Consider the following 19,403-nt stretch of genomic DNA (forward strand, 5'->3'; position numbering starts at 1 on the left):
AAAAGAAAGGGCACCTTCGGGTGCCCTTTGTCATTGTCTCGCTGGTTTCTGCCGCATCGGCGTTCGCTTCTCCCGCTCGACGAGAGCGCCGCCTCGCGTGCGGCGCCGCGTCGCTCGGCCTCAACCGCCGAACAGCTTGCGCAGACGCTCGACAGCCTCTTCGAGCTTCGAATACGCGGTCGCGTACGACAGCCGGATGTACTCGCGCGGCTGGTACGAGCCGAAGTCCATGCCCGGCACGAGAACGACGCCCGCATCGTGCAGCATCGCTCTGGTCAGCGCGGCGCTATCGCCCGCGGCCGGATGCGCGACGCTGCGGCAGTCGGCGTAGACGTAGAACGCGCCGTCCGGCATGACGGGCACAGTGAAGCCCAGCGATTCGAGCGCGGGCGCGATGAAATCGCGGCGGCGCTTGAACTCCATCCGGCGCGATTCGTAGATCGCGAGCGTTTCCGGCGCGAAGCAGGCGAGCGCAGCATGTTGCGCGAGCGCCGATGCGCAGATGAACAGATTTTGCGCGAGCTTTTCGAACGCGCCGACGAGCGCCGGCGGCACCACGAGCCAGCCGAGCCGCCAGCCCGTCATGTTGAAGTACTTCGAGAAGCTGTTGACGGTGACGACATCGTCGCCGAACGAAAGGGCCGACACGGGCGGCGCGTCATAGCTCAAGCCCTGATAGATTTCATCGACGATCGTGAAGCCGCCGCGCGCGCGGACCGTCTCGACGATACGCTTCAGTTCGGCCGGCTCGATCGACGTGCCCGTCGGATTCGACGGCGACGCGAGCAACACGCCGCGTGTGCGCTCGTTCCACAGACGCTCGACGTCGCTTGCCGTCAGCTGGAAACGCTCGGCGGGGCCGCTCGGCACGAGTATCGGCTTACCCTCGGCGGCGGCGACGAAATGGCGGTTGCATGGATAGCTCGGATCGGGCATCAACACTTCGTCATCGCGATCGACGAGCGCCGCGCACGCCAGCAGCAACGCCGCCGACGCTCCCGCCGTCACGACGATCCGCGCAGGATCGATATCGAGCCCATATGCGTGCTTGTAGTGACCGGCGATCGCGTCGCGCAACGCATGAATTCCGAGCGCGCTCGTGTACTGTGTGACGCCGCGCCGCAACGCCTCCGTCGCGGCCGCGATGACGGGTTCCGGCGCCGTGAAGTCGGGCTCGCCGATACCCATATGGATGATGTCGCGCCCCGCGCGCTCCAGCAGCGCCGCTTCCTTGGCCAGTTCCATCACGTAGAACGGATGGATCGCGTCGACGCGGGCGGCCAGTTTCACGAGGGGTTCGGTGATGCTGTTCATTCGATGAGTCCAGTTCAAACAGAGCGCAAGGACAGCTGCGCAAAAAACAAAGGCGGGCCGGCGTTGTACCGGGCCCGCCTGCATCAGCCATGGCTGATGCCAGCCACGCTCACTGCTTGCGAGCGGCCGCTTGCGTCTCGGCGACGCGAAGTTTCGCCGACAGCTTGTCGAGCACACCGTTCACGTATTTATAGCCGTCCGCGCCGCCGAAAGTCTTCGCCAGTTCCACGGCCTCGTTGATCACGACGCGATACGGAATGTCGACCTGATTCTTCAGCTCGTAGGCGGCGACCAGCAGCACCGCGCGTTCGACGGGCGACAACTGGTCGATCGGGCGGTCGAGGCACGGCGTGAGATCCGCGGTCAGTGCTTCGGAATCGCGGATCACACCATGCAGGATGGCGTCCAGATGCTCGTGGTCGGCCTTGTCGAAACCCTGGGCGCCGCGCAGCTGCGCGTCGATTTCACCTGCCGGCGAACCCGACAGCAGCCACTGATAAAGCCCCTGCGTGGCCAGTTCGCGGGAGCGTCGGCGTGCGCTCTTCATGCCCGTTCCTCTTCGTCGTCCTCGTCTTCGCCTTCTTCGTCCTCGTCGCCGTCCAGCTGTTCGAGCGCGACCGCGAGGTTCGCCATTTCGACAGCGGTGCGCGCCGCGTCACGGCCCTTCTCGGTCATGCGCGCGACGGCCTGTTCGTCCGTTTCGGTCGTCAGCACGGCGTTTGCGACGGGGATGCCGAAGTCCAGCGCGATGCGAGAGATGCCCGCGCCGCTTTCGTTCGACACGAGCTCGAAGTGATACGTCTCGCCGCGGATGACCGCGCCGAGCGCGATCAGCGCGTCGAACTGGCCGCTTTCCGCGAGCTTTTGCAGCGCAAGCGGGATTTCCAGCGCGCCCGGCACGGTGACGAGCAGCACGTCTTCGCCCGTTACACCGAGGCGTTCGAGTTCTTCGATGCACGCGTCAGCGAGGCCGTTGCAGACGGGTTCATTAAAGCGCGATTGGACGATGCCGATGCGCAGACCGTCGCCGTCGAGATTCGGTTGGTATTGTCCGATTTCCATATGAGGTCCGTAGTGTGTTGGTTGAGCGCAGGTTAGCGAAAACTGAGCGGTAACTTGGCGTGAGAGCGGTTGAAGCGTTCAGCAGTTTTGCGGCTTTTCGGTCGCGCCGCCCGGCATCGGTACGAAGCCGGTCACTTCGAGCCCGTAGCCGGACATGCTGCCCAGCTTGCGCGGAGTCGACAGCACCTGCATCTTGCCGACACCGAGTTCGCGCAGAATCTGCGCGCCGATGCCATACGTCTTGAAGTCAACCGGCCGGCGCTTGAGCGCCTCGGCCCGGCTCTTCTCGTCGAATGCCTTGAACACGTCGATCAGATGATCCTTCGAGTCGCCGCAATTGAGCAGCACGATCACGCCATGATCGCGCGCGGCGATCTCCTTCATTGCGGCGTCGAGCGTCCATGAGTGCGTGGAGCGGCCCACTTCGAGCAGATCCAGCACCGACAGCGGCTCGTGCACGCGCACCAGCGTTTCGCGGTCGGGCGTGGGCGTGCCGCGCACCAGCGCCATATGCGGCTGGCCGCTCGGCTGGTCAAGATACATCACCGCGCGGAACGGGCCGTGCACGGTCTGCATCGTGCGTTCGCAGACGCGCTCGACGATCGATTCCGTGCGGCTGCGATAGTGGATCAGGTCGGCGATCGTGCCGATCTTCAGGCCGTGTTCTTGCGCGAACGTCAGCAGGTCGGGCAGGCGCGCCATCGTGCCGTCGTCCTTGATGATTTCGCAGATCACCGCGGCAGGCGTGAGGCCCGCGAGCGCCGTGAAATCGCAGCCGGCTTCCGTGTGGCCCGCGCGCACCAGCACGCCGCCTGGCTGCGCCATGATCGGAAACACATGGCCCGGCTGGACGATGTCTTCGGTTCGCGCGTTCGCCGCGACGGCCGTGGCGATCGTATGCGCGCGGTCCGCCGCCGAAATGCCCGTCGTGACGCCTTCGGCCGCCTCGATGCTGACCGTGAACGCCGTGCCGTACTGCGTGCCGTTGCGGTGCGTCATCAGCGGCAGGTTCAGCAGCTTGCAGCGTTCCTGAGTGAGCGTCAGACAGATCAGGCCGCGGCCGTAGCGGGCCATGAAGTTGATTGCTTCCGGCGTGATGAATTCTGCTGCGATGACGAGGTCGCCCTCGTTTTCGCGGTCTTCTTCGTCGACAAGAATCACCATCCGGCCAGCTTTGAGCTCGGCGATGATTTCGAGGGTGGAGGCGAGGGTCATGTTGGCGAGAAGTTTGGGAAAGCGCGTATTTTACGCCACGCCGCCCCGCAAGTCGCCCGTCCGAACGGCATATGCCGTTCGGACGAATGTTCAGCCGCGCTCAGGTACGCGAGACTGGAACGCGAGATTACTTCGGTGCGTTGAGCATCCGCTCGACGTAGCGCGCGATCAGGTCGATCTCCAGATTCACCTTCGCGCCTTCCTTCAACGCCTTCAGCGTGGTCACTTCAACCGTATGCGGAATCAGATTGATCGAAAATTCGCAGCCGTCGTCGCGGTCCGTCACCGAATTCACGGTGAGGCTCACGCCGTTCACGGTGATCGAGCCCTTGTACGCCAGATACTTGCCGATCTCGCGCGGCGCGAGCACGCGCAGCTCGTGCGATTCGCCGACGCGCGCAAAGCGCGTCACCGTGCCGAGGCCGTCCACATGGCCCGACACGATGTGGCCGCCCAGCCGGTCGTGCGAGCGCAGCGCCTTTTCCAGGTTCACTTCGCGCGTATCGGCAAGGCCCGCCGTGCGGTTCAGACTTTCGCGCGAGACGTCCACGTCGAACGAGGTCGACGTTTTTTCGATCACGGTCATGCACGCGCCCTGGATCGCGATGCTGTCGCCCAGTTGCACGTCCTCCAGATCGAGGCCGCCCGCTTCGACGGTGAGGCGCACGCCCGCGTCCGGTTCGCTGCCGAGCGGCTTGATCGATGCGATGCGGCCGACAGCCGCGACGATTCCCGTAAACATCGTGTTGTGTCCTATATCTATCGGTCAGTGTCCGGGCGGCTTCGGCATCAGACGCGCGAGAATCCGCACGTCGCTGCCGATCCGGTCCACGGCATGAAATTCGAGTTGCGTGCGCGCGTCGAGCGAACCCGGCGCGGCGAGATTGAACATGCTCATCGAGTCGTTGCCGAGCAGGCTTGGCGCGAGGTAGACGAGCAGCTCGTCTACACAGCCTTCGCGCAACAGCGACCCGTTCAGCTTGTAGCCCGCCTCCACGTGCAGTTCGTTGACTTCGCGCTTGCCGAGCTCTTCCAGCATCTTCGGCAAGTCGACTTTGCCGTTGTCGTTCGCGAGCTGCACGATTTCGGCGCCGCGATCGTGCAGCGCGGCGGCGCGTTCTTCGAGCAGCGGGGTGAGCTTGCCGCAGAAGATCAGCGTCGGCGCGCCGGCGAGAATCTGCGCATCGGGCGATACTTCGAGCTGACTGTCGATCAGCACGCGGTGCGGCTGGCGCGGCGTATCGACGGCGCGCACGGTCATGCGCGGATTGTCTTCCTTCACGGTGCCGATGCCCGTCAGGATCGCCGATGCGCGGGCGCGCCATGCGTGCCCGTCGTTGCGCGCCGCTTCGCTCGTGATCCACTGGCTCTCGCCCGACGGCAATCCCGTGCGTCCATCCAGCGATGCCGCCACCTTCATCCGCACCCATGGGCGGCCGCGCGTCATCCGCGACACGAAGCCGATGTTCAGTTCGCGCGCTTCCGTTTCGAGCAGGCCGCAACGCACTTCGATGCCCACTTCGCGCAGCATCGAGAGGCCGCGCCCCGACACGCGCGGGTTCGGGTCTTCCATTGCGGCGACCACGCGCGCAACCTTCGCTTCGATCAGCGCGTTCGCGCACGGCGGCGTGCGGCCGAAGTGGCTGCACGGTTCGAGCGTCACGTAAGCGGTCGCTCCGCGCGGATCGTTGCCGCGCTTGCGCGCGTCCTTCAGCGCCTGGATTTCCGCGTGATCGTGACCGGCGGGCTGCGTGTAGCCTTCGCCGATCACCTCGCCGTTCTTCACCAGCACGCAGCCGACGCGCGGATTCGGGTCGGTCGTGTACAGGCCGCGCCAGGCGAGGGCCAGCGCGCGCTCCATGTGGACGAAATCGGTCTGCGAGAACATCGGTTTGGCGTTATCCGTTCAATGTTTCTTCAACGCGGTTCACGCGAGCGACTTGAATGCGCCGCGCGCGGCATCGATGGTCGCGTCGATGATCGCGTCGTCGTGCGCGCTCGACACGAAGCCTGCCTCGTACGCGGAAGGCGCGAAGTACACGCCCGCGTCGAGCATCTTGTGGAAGAACGCGTTGAAGCGCGGCACGTCGCAGCGCGAGATTTCCGCGAAGCTGCCCGGCACGTTCGCCGAAAAATACAGACCGAACATGCCGCCGACGGAATCCGCCGTGAACGGCACCTTCGCTTCGCGCGCGGCTTCCGTGAGGCCTTGCACAAGACGCGTCGTCTGGCGCGACAGCGTGTCGTAGAAGCCCGGCGCCTGGATCAGTTGCAATGTCTTGAGACCCGCCGCGACCGCGATCGGGTTGCCCGACAGCGTGCCCGCCTGGTAGACGCCGCCGAGCGGCGCGAGATGGGCCATGATGTCGCGTCGCCCGCCGAACGCTGCCGCCGGCATGCCGCCGCCGATCACCTTGCCGAGACACGTGAGGTCCGGCGTGATGCCATACAGTTGCTGAGCGCCACCCAGCGCGACGCGGAACCCGCACATCACTTCGTCGAAGATCAGCACCGAACCGTATTCGGTGCAGAGGCGGCGCAGCGCGCCCAGGAACTCCGGCGTCGCGCGCACGAGGTTCATGTTGCCCGCCACCGGCTCGACGATCACGGAAGCGATCTCGTTGCCGAAAGCCTTGAACGCTTCTTCGAGCGCCGCGACATTGTTGTATTCGAGCACGGTGGTGTGCTTCGCGATATCGACGGGCACGCCCGCCGACGTCGGGTTGCCGAACGTCAGCAGGCCCGAGCCTGCCTTCACGAGCAGGCTGTCCGCGTGGCCGTGATAGCAGCCCTCGAACTTGACGATGCGGCTGCGGTTCGTGAAGCCGCGCGCGAGGCGCAGCGCGCTCATCGTCGCTTCCGTGCCGCTCGACACCATCCGTACCTGTTCCATCGAAGGCACGAGCTTGCAGATTTCCTCGGCGATTTCCACCTCGGCTTGCGTCGGCGCGCCGAACGAGAACCCGTTAACCAGCACACGTTGCACGGCCTCGAGCACTTCCGGATGCACGTGGCCGACGATCATCGGCCCCCACGAGCCGATGTAGTCGATATAACGCTTGCCCTCGGCGTCCCAGAAGTACGCGCCTTGCGCGCGTTCGATGAAACGCGGCGTGCCGCCGACCGAACGGAAGGCGCGCACGGGCGAGTTGACGCCGCCCGGAATGGTTTTCTGGGCGCGGTCGAAGAGTTCTTGATTGCTGGACATGAGCGTTGGACCTGCTTGGGTTGGGCTCGCGCGCCGAATGGCTGCAACTCGCGCGAGTGCGGTACATGGGCGGTATCGATGCGCTGCGAACGGGCACGCGCAAGCGCGCAACGAACGCACGACCGTAAGAATGACCTCACGAAATTGTACCGGAGTCGTGTGGATTCGGCCGTGGGCAGGCAGGCGCGACGGGGCGGCGCCGTATGCGTTCAAGTGCCGCCGCCGCTGTTGCCGCCCGAGTTGCCGCCGTTATTGCCTTCGCCGTCGCCGGGCGCACTGCCTGGGCGCTTTGCCTTGCCGAAGTACATCGCCACCCGCGCCGCGCGTTTGCCGGCAGCGGCTTTGTTCGCTTCGCTCCACGCTTGCGTCGCTTGCTCCTTCGTCGATTTCGCCGGCTCGTCCGCATGCGGTGCGACGGCAGGCCTCGGCCGCTTGCCCGTCCTTTCGAGCCAGCGCTTTTCGAGAGCGCCCTCGGCGATCGGCTTGATCGAGATGCCCGAGGTTTGCGCATCCCACGTCTGGACGGAGAAAGGGTGCTGGCGCAGTTCGTCGCGGGAAACCACGACTTCATGATGCGCATCGACCAGATAGTCGTACACGAAGTCGATGCAAAGCCGGTAGCCGCGCTTCTTGGTCGCGTCGGGCACTTCGTATGGCGCGCGCGTCACGTAGCCCGACGCGAACACGCCTTTGGGCTCCAGCGTCACGCGATGAATGAACACGCGGTCGCCCGGCAGGATGCTGCGCGAAAAGCCGCAGCCCCAGACGTCGGTGACGGCTTCGCCCGCCGCGACGCGCTTTGCCACGTCCGGCAGTTCGGGCCACGGCCACTTCCTGGGGCTCCAGATCAGCAGGAATGCGGTCATCTGCGTCGAATGTCTGAGTGAGAAACGGACGGCCAGCTTAACCGATAAGGCGGAGGAGGCTTGTATCCAGCGGGCGCCGGGACGGCTCGGTACGGCGTTGAGCGGGGCGATATTTAAACGTCGGGTTACAATCTCAGGCCGTATCCGCGACCTCGCACGGTCCGCTGGTTCGCCCATCGGCCGATCTTTGCGCGTCGCTTCTCACTGGAATCCAATGTCTCACGTCGTCAGATCCCGGCCGGATGCCCGGCTGATTCTGCTGCTCGGCGCGCTGGCCGCGTGCGGGCCGATTTCGATCGATATGTACCTGCCCAGTCTTCCGTCGATCACGCAGGCGTTCAACGTCAGCGCGGGCGCGGCGCAGGGCACGCTGACCAGCTTCATGCTCGGCTTCTCGATCGGCATGCTTCTGTACGGGCCGATGTCGGATGCGTATGGGCGGCGCCCCGTGCTGCTCGGCGGCATCATCATGTACACGCTCGCGACGATCGTCTGCGCGGTGTCGCTGTCGATCGGCGCGCTCGTCACGTTCCGCTTCGTGCAGGCGCTCGGCGCGGGCGCGGCATCCGTGCTCGCGCGCGCGATCGCCCGCGATGCGCACGGCCCAACCGACGCAGCCCGCGTGCTGTCGATGCTCGCCATCGTCACGTCGATCGGGCCGTTGCTTGCGCCGCTGCTCGGCGGGCAGTTGCTTCTGCTCGGCGGCTGGCGCGTCGTCTTCATCGCGCTGACGATCTTCGGCGCTCTCTGCGCCGCGACCGCGTTCATGCGCGTGCCGGAAACCTGGCCGCGCGAGATGCGCGCGCACGGCGCGGTGCTCCAGTCGTTTGCCGCGTACGGCACGCTGCTGAAGGACCCTGTCACGTGGGGGCACATGCTGTGCGGTGGCATGGCGTTCGCGTCGATGTTCGCGTACATCACGGCGACGCCGTTCGTCTATATCGAGTACTTCCATGTGTCGCCGCAGCACTACGGCTTTCTGTTCGGGCTGAACATCATCGGCATCATGCTCGGCAACTTCGTGAACACGCGTGTCGTCGGACGCACGGGGCCGCTGCCCGTCATTTCGGCCGCCGCGACGATCAGCTTCGTCGCATCGCTGTTCGTTGCGCTGATGTGTCTGACGGGGTGGGGCGGGCTGTGGTCGATCGTCGTCGGGCTGTTCTTCGTGGTGGGCGTGGTCGGCGTGCTGTCGGCCAATTGCACGACCGACCTGATGCATCGCTATCCGCGGAATGCGGGCGCGGCGGCGGCCGTGTTCGGCGCGATGCAGCTTGCGTTCGGCGCGCTGTCGAGCTTTGCTGTCGGGCTGTGGCATGACGGCTCGCCGCAAGGGATGGGCGTGACGATCGCCGTCGCGGGATCGCTGTGCTTCGTCGGACGGTTCCTGCTGATGCGCTGGCATGGGCGGCCCGTATCGCGGGCTTCGGCGGCCTGACTTACACGCGCGAGACCACGCGCGAACGAATCGGCGGATAACAAAAAGCCGGACCTGCTGCTGAATGGCAAAGGGTCCGGCTTTTTTACTGCTGACGCTTACCGCTCGAACGCGAGCGCGGACTAGTCCTTCGGCGAGGCCGCCGCTCCGTGACTGAGCCAATCGAGCACGGCCGTCGTATCGTCGTCGGCGTCCTTGCGCGCCTTCGCCACGGCAGCGCTGACTTCCGCCGCCGGCGCCGCACGACGGATCGCCACGCCGACGGCCAGGATGTCGATCATCAGCAGATGCAGGATGCGCGAGATCATCGACAACTGCGACTCGCGAATCTCGATGTGATCCGTCTCGAGTGCGACCGTTGCGCGCTTGGCCAAAGGCGTGTTGCTCGATGTGATCGCGATCACCTTCGCGCCCGCCTGCATCGCCACTTCGAGCACGCGCAACAGTTCGGGCGCGCGGCCCGACTTCGACACCGCGACGATCACATCGCCCTTGCCGAGCAGCGCCGCCGACGCCGCCTGCATGTACAGATCGCCGTAAGCGATCGTCGGAATGCCGAAGCGGAAGAACTTGTAGTGCGCGTCCTGCGCGACGATGTTCGAATTGCCGAGTCCGTAGAACTCGATGCGCCGCGCGCCGTTCAGCAGATCGATGGCCGTTTCGACATGCTCGAAGTTCAGATGCTCGCGCAACTGCAGGATCGCGGAGACGGTGTTGTCCAGCACCTTCGCGCCGAAGTCCGTCGCCGTGTCGCCGAGATGCACCTGGCTGTGCGACACGGGAATCGTGCCCGTCAGACCCGTCGCGAGCTTCAGCTTGAAGTCGGACAGGCCCTGGCAGCCGAGCGAACGGCAGAAGCGGATCACGGTCGGCTGGCTCACATCGGCCTTGCGCGCGATGTCGACGATGGGATCGTTGATGATCGAGCGCGGGTGGTTGAGCGCGAGATCCGCGACGCGGCGCTCGGCGGGCGTCAGTGCATCGCGCATCTGCCGGATGCGCTCGAACACGGCGGACGAACTGCCGCCCGCGCGATTCGACAGCTGCTCCGCGAGAATCGCCGACACGCCGAGAAACGCCGGATATTCCGCCGTGATCACATAGGTCGGCACGTTCTTCAGATAGGCCTCGAAGCGGCCCTTCGCCTCGAAGCGCTGACGGAACGACGAGCGCGCGAACACGTCGCCCAGACGCGGCACGACGCCGCCGCCGATGTAGATGCCGCCCAGCGCGCCCAGCGTCACCGCGATGTTGCCCGCGAACGTGCCGAGAATGCCGCAGAACACGTCGATCGTCTCGGCGGCGAGCGGATCGCCGTCGAGGCCTTTCTTGACGATCTCCGACACTTCGAGCGTCGCGGGCACGCGTTTTTTGTCGCGAGCCGCGAGCGCGCGATAGATCACTTCGATGCCGGGCCCGGCGGCAACGCGCTCGAACGACACATGCGGCCACTTCTTGCGCGAGTACTGCAGCACGAGGTCTTCGCGCTCGTCCATCGGCGCGAACGTCGCGTGGCCGCCTTCGCTGCCGAGCGCGATCCAGCGGTCGTCGGCGGGAATCAGGCCCGACACGCCCATGCCCGTGCCCGGGCCGAGCAGGCCGATCACGCTGTTCTGCCGGCGCGTGCCGCCGCCCACCTGCACGCGCTGCGAATCGGTGAGGCCCGGCAGCGCCATCGCGAGCGCGGTGAAGTCGTTCACGACGAGCAATGTGTCGAAGCCGAGCTGACGGCGCGTCGCTTCGATCGAGAACGTCCAGTCGTGATTGGTCATGCTGACCTGATCGCCGTCGACGGGATTCGCGATCGCAATCGCCGCATGATTCACGCGACCGATCTTGCTGTCCTTCAGATACTTCTTGATGACCTCTGCGACACCCGGATAGTCCGCGCACGGATAGACGAGAACCTGCGTGATTTCGCCGGGACCGGTTTCAAGCGCGAAGCGCGCATTGGTGCCGCCGATGTCGGCAAGCAGCCTCGGTCCGTCGGCGTGCTGGCCCGCGCCAGGGGCAGCCTTAGTTTGCACACCAGTAGACATCGAGTCTTACTCCCTTGTCGTTCGCCAACGTCGAGATGGCATTTTTTTGTGGGGCGGCTGCGGCGGCTTTGAGCACGTCGAGCTTTTTCTGACCGGCGATCAGTAGGAACAGCCGGTCGATTTTCTTCAACGCGGACATCGACCAGCTCACGCGCGCATGTGGCGCGGCGCCGGGATGCACGGCGACGAACGGATCGGCCGTCGAGACCGCGTGCTCCCATTCGGGCGCGTCCGCGAAAATCGACGCCGTGTGGCCGTCTTCGCCCATGCCGAGCACGGCCACATCGGGCAGATGACGATCGCCGCGCGCGACATCGCGATTCAACGCGGCGACATGCGCATCGAGCGATTGCGCCGTGTCGACGAGCGGCAGGAAGGTCGCCTCACGCGCCGCGTTCTGCAACAGCGTCTCGCGGGCGAGGCGCGCGTTGCTCGCGTCATCCGTCTCGGGCACCCAGCGGTCGTCGACGAGCGTGACGGCGATGCGCTTCCAGTCGAACGGCTGCATGGATAGCGTTTGCAGAAACGGACGCGGACTCGTGCCACCGGACACGGCAAGCGTCGTCGGGCGCGCGTGGGTTGCGCTCGCACGGGCGGCGAGCGACGCCTGTAGCGCGTCGCCGACCGCCTTCGCCAGCGCGTCGGATTGGGCGCGCGGGTCGTCGAAAGCGTGAAGCTCGATCACTTCTCCTCCATGCTGCTTTCTTTGTTAGATCTGAGGTGCTGCGGGGACGGCATCGTCGATCACTTAAGTCGACGCGGCCTTGTCCCGCTGCTGCCGCGACGGGGCCTGTGTCATCTGCGTCACCGGGTTCCCGTCCGGCTGTTCATGCCGTACTGCAAGCGGCGCGCCGGGTGCAATATCGATGCAAAAACATCGATCATCGCAGGACAAAAACAAAACGCGCCGTACTTCGTCAATTCTCTTCTTCGAGCCAGCAGGTATCGTGCTGCGCAAGCATCGCGCTCGCCGCCGCCGGCCCCCATGTGCCTGCCGCATAAGGCTTCGGCTTGCCCGACGCGGCCCACTCGTTGAGGATCGGCTCGACCCACTTCCATGCCGCTTCCTGTTCGTCGCGACGCACGAAGAGCGCGAGACGCCCGTGGATCACATCGAGCAGCAGACGCTGATACGCCTCCATCTGGCCTTCCTTGAAGAACTGGTCGAAGGCGAGGTCGAGGTGCACGCTCGACAGGTTCATCCCTTCGCCAGGCTTCTTCGCGAGGCAGTAGAGGCGGATCGTTTCGTTCGGCTGCAGGCGGATCACGAGACGATTCGCGCCCGGCCGCAGCGCCGACGAACCCAGCGCCGAATGCGGCACGGCGCGGAAGTTCACGACGATCTCCGCGACGCGATCGGCCAGCCGCTTGCCCGTGCGCAGGAAGAACGGCACGCCCGCCCAGCGCCAGTTCTCGATCTCGACCTTCAGCGCGACAAACGTTTCAGTCGCGCTGTCGGTCTTCACGCCGGGTTCCGTTGCATACGCCGGCACCGATGCGCCGCGAATGACGCCCGCATGATACTGGCCACGCACGGCGACCTTGCCGATATCGCGCGGATCGATCGGCTTCAGCGCGCGCAACACGCGCAGCTTTTCATCGCGCACGGAATCCGAATCCATCGAATGCGGCGGCTCCATCGCGACGATCGAAAGCAGTTGCAGCAAATGGTTTTGCACCATGTCGCGCAGCGCGCCCGTATTGTCGTAGAAGTCGCCGCGCGCTTCCACGCCGAGTTCTTCGGCGATCGTGATCTGAATGCTCTCGACCCACTCGCGGCGCCACAGCGGCTCGAACAGCGCATTGCCGAAGCGCAGCGCCAACAGGTTTTGCACGGGCTCTTTGCCGAGGTAGTGATCGATACGATAGATCTGCCCTTCGGCGAAGATTTCGCCGACGGCATCGTTGATTGCATTCGAAGAACGCAGGTCATAACCGAGCGGCTTTTCGAGCACGATGCGCGCGTTTTCGTTGAGACCCACCGACGCGAGCGCGCGGCAGATCGGCACGAAGAGCGACGGGCCCGTCGCCAGATAGAACACGCGCGTGCCGGGCAGGTCCTGCATCGCGTCGCGCAGCTTGACGAAGTCTTCGGCCTTGCCGAGATCGAGCTTCACGTACTCGATGCGTTCGAGAAAGCTCGACCACGCGTTTTCGTCGATGCCGTTCTTCGAAACGTGCGCCTTCACGTGTTCGTTGACCCACTGCAGATAGCCGCCACGGTCTTCCTCATGCCGCGCGACGGCAATGATCTTGCCGCTCGCCTCGAGCATGCCCGCGCGGTGTGCTTCATACAGAGCGGGGAGGATCTTGCGCATCGACAGATCGCCGGTTCCGCCGAAGAGAACGAAGGTGAAGCTGGAGTCGGTTTGCATGAGTCTCCGTGAGATATCTGGTGGGCCTGTAAGGCGCCCGTAGTCCGATAAAATTTTTTTTGACACTGAATTGTAGTTTAACTACAATCCAAATCAAGAGGTAACGTGAATTCGACGAAAAAAGCGTGCGGGGCTTGTGAACAAGCGCCTTTTCGCGAGTGCACATAGCTTCCCTGCATGTTAACGGACAACGCGTTCCGGCATGCGCCAGAGTGCCTTTCGCAGGCGGCGCACGACGGCCGGAACGGGCGTTTCAGCGAATGACGTGCTCGGACCACCTCGAGTCTGCAACGCGCCGCAGTCAGAAGGCGGAGCAGGCAAAAATCAGAAGAGGAGACAGTTCTTGCATTGCAAACCACTCATCTCTTGAGCGTCACGCGGCCGAACCTCGGCACGCCGGCACATTCACTTCACCTCGTGCCTGTCCGACGCTCGACCGTCCAGCGCATTGCCTGTTTGACCAACCATCGCACCCTGGCGACATCAGGGGCCACTCGTTTTTAGTTCAGGTGTCTGGAGGAGATAAGCAATGAAATTCCGCGCGATCATGGGCGCCCTGTGCGCCGCAGGTCTGATGTGTGGCGTCGCCACGGCACAGGCGGCCGAATCCGTCGAAGTGCTGCACTGGTGGACGTCGGGCGGCGAGTCGAAGGCCGTCGGCGTGCTGAAGGACGACATGCAGAAACAGGGCTACACGTGGAAGGACTTCGCGGTGGCAGGCGGTGCAGGCGCAGCAGCCATGACGGCGCTGAAGACCCAGGTGATCTCGGGCAACGCGCCGAGCGCGGCTCAGATCAAGGGTCCGCTGATTCAGGAATGGGCATCGCAAGGCGTGCTCGTGAACATCGACTCCGTGGCTGGCGACTGGAAGAAGAACCTGCCGCCGGAAATCGACAAGATCATGCACGCGGAAGGCCACTACGTCGCGGCGCCGTTCTCGGTGCACCGCGTCAACTGGCTGTACATCAACAAGGCGGCACTCGACAAGGCAGGCGGCAAGGTGCCGACCTCGTGGCCTGAGTTTTTCGCCGTCGCCGACAAGATGAAGGCGGCCGGCATCATGCCGATCGCGATGGGCGGCCAGCCGTGGCAAGACCTGACGCTGTGGGAGGACGTCGTGCTGTCGCAAGGCGCGGACTTCTACAAGAAGGCGCTCGTCGACCTCGACCAGAAGACGCTGACGTCGGACAAGATGGTCCAGGTGTTCGACACCGTCCGCAAGATCCAGGGCTACTTCGACAGCGGCCGCACCGGCCGCGACTGGAACCTGGCGACGGCGATGGTCATCAACGGCAAGGCCGGCATGCAGTTCATGGGCGACTGGGCGAAGGGCGAGTTCGCGAACGCGAGCAAGAAGGCCGGCTCGGACTACATCTGCGCGGCGGTTCCGGGTACGGAGAAGTCGTACACGTTCAACGTCGACTCGTTCGTGTTCTTCCAGCAGAAGGGCCAGAAGGCGGCAACACCGGGCCAGCTGGCGCTCGCGAAGACCATCATGAGCCCGGACTTTCAGGAACAGTTCAGCCTGTACAAGGGCTCGATCCCGGTTCGTCTGGGCGTGTCGATGGATAAATTCGACGACTGCGCGAAGAAGTCCTACGCTGATGAACAGACGGCCATCAAGTCGGCCGGCTATGTGCCGTCGCTGGCTCACGGCATGGCTCAGCCGGACGCAGCAGCAGGCGCTATCTCGGACGTCGTGACGAAGTTCATGAACTCGTCGCAAGACTCGAAGAGCGCGGTTGCCGCACTCGCGAAGGCTGCGAAGACCAAGTAAGCAGTCGTAGCACGCAGTTGTAGCAGAATGCCCGGCGCGCCGGGCCTTGCATGAACGCATGCAGGGACTCCATGCGCGCCGGACGACGATGGTGCGATGCATCACCCGCGCCTCTGCCGTTCCGGCATCGCCCAACGATGACGATGCCGGGCGGTACAGTTCCAGGAGTCGAGTTGTGACTGCTTCTATTAGCGGAAACGCAAAAGGCACGGCGCCCGTCGCGCGCCGCACGTCGCCGATGGCGGCGCTCGCCGACCGCTGGATTCCGAAGCTGGTGTTGTCGCCCAGCATCGTAATCAGCCTTGTCTTCGTCTACGGTTTCATTCTGGTTACCGGCTATCTGTCGCTGTCGAGTTCGCGATTGATGCCGCGCTACGATTTCGCCGGCTTCGACCGGTATGCAGAGCTTTTCGACAACGACGTCTGGTGGACGTCGGCGGCGAACCTCGGCTGGTTCGGCATTCCGTTTATCGCGATCTGCGTCGGGCTCGGTCTGTTTCTCGCGATCCTGCTCGACCAGAAGATCCGTAACGAAGGCGCGTTGCGTGCCGTGTTCCTGTATCCGATGGCGCTGTCGTTCATCGTGACGGGCACCGCATGGCAGTGGGTTCTGAATCCGGGTCTCGGCATTGAGAAGGTGTTGCACGACTGGGGCTGGACGAGCTTCTCGTTCGGCTGGCTAGGCGACCCCGACAAGGCGATTTTCTGCGTCGTGATCGCGGCCGTGTGGCAATCGACGGGCTTCGTGATGGCGCTCTTCCTTGCCGGCCTGCGCGGCGTCGACAGCGAAATTTTCAAGGCCGCGCAAGTGGACGGCGCGACGCTGCCGACCATCTATCGGAAGATCGTGATTCCGAGCATGCGTCCCGTGTTCTTCTCGGTGCTGCTGATTCTCTGCCACATCACGATCAAGACCTTCGACCTCGTCGTCGCGTTGACGGCGGGCGGTCCGGGCACGTCGTCGTCGCTGCCCGCGATGTTCATGTACACGTTTTCGTTCAACCGTGGGCAACTGGGCGTCGGCGCGGCTTCGTCGATGATGATGCTCGCAACCGTCGTGGCCGTGCTCGTGCCGCTGATGTATCTGGAATCGAGGAGCACGCGCAATGCAGCCTAAGATGAACATCAGCCGTGCTGTCATTTACGCGGCATTGATTCTGTTCGCGTTGTACTTCCTGTTCCCGCTGTACGTGATGCTGTCGACGTCGTTCAAGGACATTGATCAGTTGCGCTCGGGCAATCTGCTCACGCCGCCGTCGCACTGGACGGTCGCGCCGTGGGTGAAGGCGTGGAGCGAAGCCTGTACGGGCGTGCGCTGCGAGGGCATGCAGCCGTTCTTCATGAACTCGGTGAAGATGGTGATTCCCGCTGTGCTGATCTCGTCGATCATCGGCGCGTTCAACGGCTATGTGCTCACGCACTGGCGTTTTCGCGGCGCGGATGCGCTGTTCACGATGCTGCTGGTCGGCTGCTTCATTCCGTTCCAGGCGATCCTGCTGCCGATGGCGCGACTGCAAGGCTTCTTCGGTCTGTCGAACACGATCGGCGGGCTGGTGCTCGTGCACGTCGTGTACGGCATCGCGTTCACGACGATGTTCTTCCGCAACTTCTACGTGAGCGTCCCCGCTGAACTCGTGAAGGCGGCGCGTATCGACGGCGCCGGGTTCTTCATGATCTTCTCGAAGATCATGCTGCCCATTTCGCTGCCGATTTTCATGGTGTGCCTGATCTGGCAATTCACGCAGATCTGGAATGACTTCCTGTTCGGTATCGTGTTCTCCGGTGTCGATTCGATGCCGATCACCGTGGCGCTGAACAACCTTGTGAATACGTCGACGGGCGTGAAGGAATACAACGTCGACATGGCGGGCGCGATCATCGCGGCACTGCCGACGCTGCTCGTCTACGTGATCGCAGGCCGCTACTTCGTGCGCGGCCTGACGGCGGGCGCGGTGAAGGGCTAATTTTTCTTGTTGGCGTGTCGCTCGCGTGTTGGTGCGAGCGACGGCCTGAACGGCATTCGGCCTGCGTCGCCAGCTAGCGGCGCATCAGCAGTACAGAGACTAGAGGATTCACAGCATGGCAAGCCTTTCCATCCGTGACGTGTACAAGACCTACCCGAACGGGGTGCCTGTCCTGAAGGGTGTCAACATCGACATCGAAGACGGCCAGTTCCTGATTCTCGTCGGCGGCTCGGGCTGCGGTAAGTCGACACTGCTCAACATGATCGCCGGTCTCGAGACCGTGACGAAGGGTGATATTCAGATCGGCGGCAAGACGGTGAACAACCTGTCGCCGAAGGATCGCGATATCGCGATGGTGTTCCAGTCTTACGCGCTGTACCCATCGATGACGGTGCGTGACAACATCTCCTTTGGCTTGAATATCCGCAAGGTGCCGAAGGGGGAGCAGGATCAGATCGTTTCGCGCGTTTCTAAGTTGCTGCAGATTGAACATCTTTTGGATCGGAAGCCTGGGCAACTGTCAGGTGGGCAGCGGCAGCGGGTGGCTATGGGACGTGCTTTGGCTCGCGATCCGGCTATGTTCCTCTTCGATGAGCCGCTTTCGAACCTGGACGCCAAGCTGCGGATCGAGATGCGTTCGGAAATCAAGCTGCTGCATCAGCGCCTTGGGACGACGATTGTTTATGTGACGCACGATCAGATCGAAGCTATGACTCTGGGCGATCGTATTGCCGTCATGAAGGACGGTATCGTGCAGCAGTTCGGGGCGCCTCAAGAGATTTATGACTCGCCGTCGAATCTGTTTGTCGCAGGGTTTATCGGTGCGCCGCCGATGAATTTCATTCAAGGTAAGGTTGTTGAGCAAGGCTCGGGCGTTGGGCTCGAACTCGATACGGGTGTGAAGCGCGGTGTGCTGAATCTGCCTTTCGATGGCGCCGTGAAGTCGCATGTCGGCAAGGAAGTGATTCTTGGACTGCGTCCTGAGCGGATTACCGATACGCGGAATGCTCACAACGTCGATGATGGCAAGCATCAGCCGATCGACGTCAAGGTCGATGTGATCGAGCCTACCGGGCCGGATACTTTGGTATTTGCTCAAGTGAACGGTAAGCGCATCGTCAGCCGTGTTCACCCGGGAGCTAATCCGCAGCCGGATCAGAATATGTCGCTGATGTTTGATGTTTCTAAGGCTGTGCTGTTTGATCCGGAGACGGAGCAGCGGATTGCTTAAGGGTTAGTTGCGGTCGCTTTGTTGTTTTTTGGAAAGCCTCGGGCGGTTAATATCCGTTCGGGGCTTTCTGGTTTTTGGGCCTTGGATTTCGCTTGGGCGGGGGAAAGCGCGGTTGGCGGGGAGCCATATGCTTTGGATCGCTAGCTAAGAAAGTGGGCGGGTCCGCACAGTTACCTCAGCACGTCTACGTTGGCCTCAGGTCAAAACTACTGAACACAATTTGCACAAGTCGTGGCGTCAACTCTTTGCATCTAGAGATTCGGAACATCGAAAGCAGATAACGACGCTTTCTCTTCACTTCTAGAGGGTGCTGCAACGTTCGCTGAGTGGCATGTGCAACCCGGCTTGGAACTGCTTCGTGAGCATTTAAATGAGCAACTGATGAGGCGCACGTTATTGCGACAATGTGCTGCAGCTGCGCAGGGTACATTGGCGACTGCGCAAGCGACGCTTGATCGCTGCCGTTCGCGTCCGAAAGCCAATCTTGGTGGCTTGTGACGGAGCGGATCAGTGCGCTCCTGACCAAACATTAGAAGGGATCTTTCGTGCCCCTTTCTAATATTGCCGGCGTTTCGGGATAACCCATTAACGAGGACTCTACGCTCGTTCCGTTTGTGCTCGCTGCTCAATTGGTTGTGTTGCTTTAGTGCCATGCCAAGTCATGAGCTTGCGTTACAAATACTCGTTTTTGTCCTAACATGTTGGTCGGGCGATGTCCACGCTTTTCCGCGTTGCGTTAAGAACGCTTTTCACGTGAGAAGTGCACAATTACAAGCGGGAATTGACTACGGGTTAGGTGGGTGGACGGACGAAACAGAACTGGATGAAGAATTTTCCAAAAATGAAAATATTATCGGTTTTTAATAACAAGGGCGGGGTCGGCAAGACGACGCTAAAGAGGTGGCTCCGCTTGT

16 protein-coding genes are annotated in these 19,403 nt (G+C 63.1%); 5 read left to right on the forward strand and 11 right to left on the reverse strand.

Translation table 11 applies throughout. From position 1 onward, the window contains the following. Window positions 1-120: 120 nt before the first annotated feature. The 8 genes from BN2476_RS09200 to BN2476_RS09235 form a co-directional block, all read right to left on the reverse strand. Window positions 121-1,314 carry a pyridoxal phosphate-dependent aminotransferase gene (locus BN2476_RS09200; protein WP_087733835.1) on the reverse strand — a complete coding sequence of 398 codons (1,194 nt, stop codon included), beginning with the start codon at window positions 1,312-1,314 and terminating at the stop codon, window positions 121-123. Window positions 1,315-1,423: 109 nt separating this feature from the next. Continuing rightward, window positions 1,424-1,861 carry a transcription antitermination factor NusB gene (gene nusB, locus BN2476_RS09205; RefSeq protein ID WP_087733836.1) on the reverse strand — a complete coding sequence of 146 codons (438 nt, stop codon included), beginning with the start codon at window positions 1,859-1,861 and terminating at the stop codon, window positions 1,424-1,426. Beyond that, entirely contained in the window at window positions 1,858-2,376 is a 519-nt protein-coding gene (gene ribH, locus BN2476_RS09210; RefSeq protein WP_087733837.1) for a 6,7-dimethyl-8-ribityllumazine synthase, read from the reverse strand. The genes nusB and ribH overlap by 4 nt, the downstream gene beginning before the upstream one ends. Window positions 2,377-2,454: 78 nt before the next feature. Next, window positions 2,455-3,591, reverse strand: coding sequence for a bifunctional 3,4-dihydroxy-2-butanone-4-phosphate synthase/GTP cyclohydrolase II (gene ribBA / locus BN2476_RS09215; protein ID WP_087733838.1), 1,137 nt, complete (start codon window positions 3,589-3,591; stop codon window positions 2,455-2,457). Window positions 3,592-3,718: 127 nt separating this feature from the next. Then, on the reverse strand, window positions 3,719-4,333 hold the full coding sequence (locus tag BN2476_RS09220) for a riboflavin synthase (protein WP_087733839.1): 615 nt from the start codon (window positions 4,331-4,333) through the stop codon (window positions 3,719-3,721). A gap of 24 nt (window positions 4,334-4,357) precedes the next feature. Next, window positions 4,358-5,479, reverse strand: a complete 1,122-nt coding sequence (gene ribD / locus BN2476_RS09225; protein ID WP_087733840.1) for a bifunctional diaminohydroxyphosphoribosylaminopyrimidine deaminase/5-amino-6-(5-phosphoribosylamino)uracil reductase RibD — start codon at window positions 5,477-5,479, stop codon at window positions 4,358-4,360. Window positions 5,480-5,518: 39 nt separating this feature from the next. Next, window positions 5,519-6,799, reverse strand: coding sequence for a glutamate-1-semialdehyde 2,1-aminomutase (hemL, locus tag BN2476_RS09230; RefSeq protein WP_087733841.1), 1,281 nt, complete (start codon window positions 6,797-6,799; stop codon window positions 5,519-5,521). 209 nt (window positions 6,800-7,008) lie between these two features. Further along, the gene (locus BN2476_RS09235) at window positions 7,009-7,665 is read right to left on the reverse strand and encodes a hypothetical protein (RefSeq protein WP_087733842.1); all 657 of its coding nucleotides are present in this window, start codon (window positions 7,663-7,665) and stop codon (window positions 7,009-7,011) included. Window positions 7,666-7,879: 214 nt separating this feature from the next. Here BN2476_RS09235 and BN2476_RS09240 point away from each other — a divergent pair, with 214 nt between their 5' ends. After that, window positions 7,880-9,103 carry a Bcr/CflA family multidrug efflux MFS transporter gene (locus tag BN2476_RS09240; RefSeq protein WP_087733843.1) on the forward strand — a complete coding sequence of 408 codons (1,224 nt, stop codon included), beginning with the start codon at window positions 7,880-7,882 and terminating at the stop codon, window positions 9,101-9,103. A gap of 122 nt (window positions 9,104-9,225) precedes the next feature. Here the strand turns inward: BN2476_RS09240 and BN2476_RS09245 are convergent, their stop codons facing one another. From BN2476_RS09245 to zwf, 3 genes are all read right to left on the reverse strand, one after another. Then, window positions 9,226-11,142 (reverse strand): bifunctional transcriptional regulator/glucokinase, encoded by a 1,917-nt coding sequence (locus BN2476_RS09245; protein WP_087733844.1) that lies wholly within the window; start codon window positions 11,140-11,142, stop codon window positions 9,226-9,228. Then, complete coding sequence (gene pgl, locus BN2476_RS09250) at window positions 11,120-11,827, reverse strand: 6-phosphogluconolactonase (RefSeq protein ID WP_087733845.1); 708 nt, start codon at window positions 11,825-11,827, stop codon at window positions 11,120-11,122. Before pgl ends, BN2476_RS09245 begins: the two co-directional genes overlap by 23 nt. Before the next feature lie 232 nt (window positions 11,828-12,059). Next, window positions 12,060-13,517 carry a glucose-6-phosphate dehydrogenase gene (gene zwf, locus BN2476_RS09255; protein WP_087733846.1) on the reverse strand — a complete coding sequence of 486 codons (1,458 nt, stop codon included), beginning with the start codon at window positions 13,515-13,517 and terminating at the stop codon, window positions 12,060-12,062. Window positions 13,518-14,046: 529 nt separating this feature from the next. Here zwf and BN2476_RS09260 point away from each other — a divergent pair. From BN2476_RS09260 to BN2476_RS09275, 4 genes are all read left to right on the forward strand, one after another. Further along, entirely contained in the window at window positions 14,047-15,294 is a 1,248-nt protein-coding gene (locus BN2476_RS09260) for an ABC transporter substrate-binding protein (RefSeq protein WP_087733847.1), read from the forward strand. A gap of 175 nt (window positions 15,295-15,469) precedes the next feature. Beyond that, the gene (locus BN2476_RS09265; protein ID WP_087733848.1) at window positions 15,470-16,411 is read left to right on the forward strand and encodes a carbohydrate ABC transporter permease; all 942 of its coding nucleotides are present in this window, start codon (window positions 15,470-15,472) and stop codon (window positions 16,409-16,411) included. Continuing rightward, window positions 16,401-17,258 (forward strand): carbohydrate ABC transporter permease, encoded by an 858-nt coding sequence (locus BN2476_RS09270; protein ID WP_087733849.1) that lies wholly within the window; start codon window positions 16,401-16,403, stop codon window positions 17,256-17,258. The genes BN2476_RS09265 and BN2476_RS09270 overlap by 11 nt, the downstream gene beginning before the upstream one ends. Window positions 17,259-17,373: 115 nt before the next feature. Beyond that, window positions 17,374-18,489 carry an ABC transporter ATP-binding protein gene (locus tag BN2476_RS09275; RefSeq protein WP_087733850.1) on the forward strand — a complete coding sequence of 372 codons (1,116 nt, stop codon included), beginning with the start codon at window positions 17,374-17,376 and terminating at the stop codon, window positions 18,487-18,489. The last annotated feature ends 914 nt before the right edge of the window (window positions 18,490-19,403 follow it).

The organism is Paraburkholderia piptadeniae (assembly GCF_900007165.1).
GTDB lineage: Bacteria > Pseudomonadota > Gammaproteobacteria > Burkholderiales > Burkholderiaceae > Paraburkholderia > Paraburkholderia piptadeniae.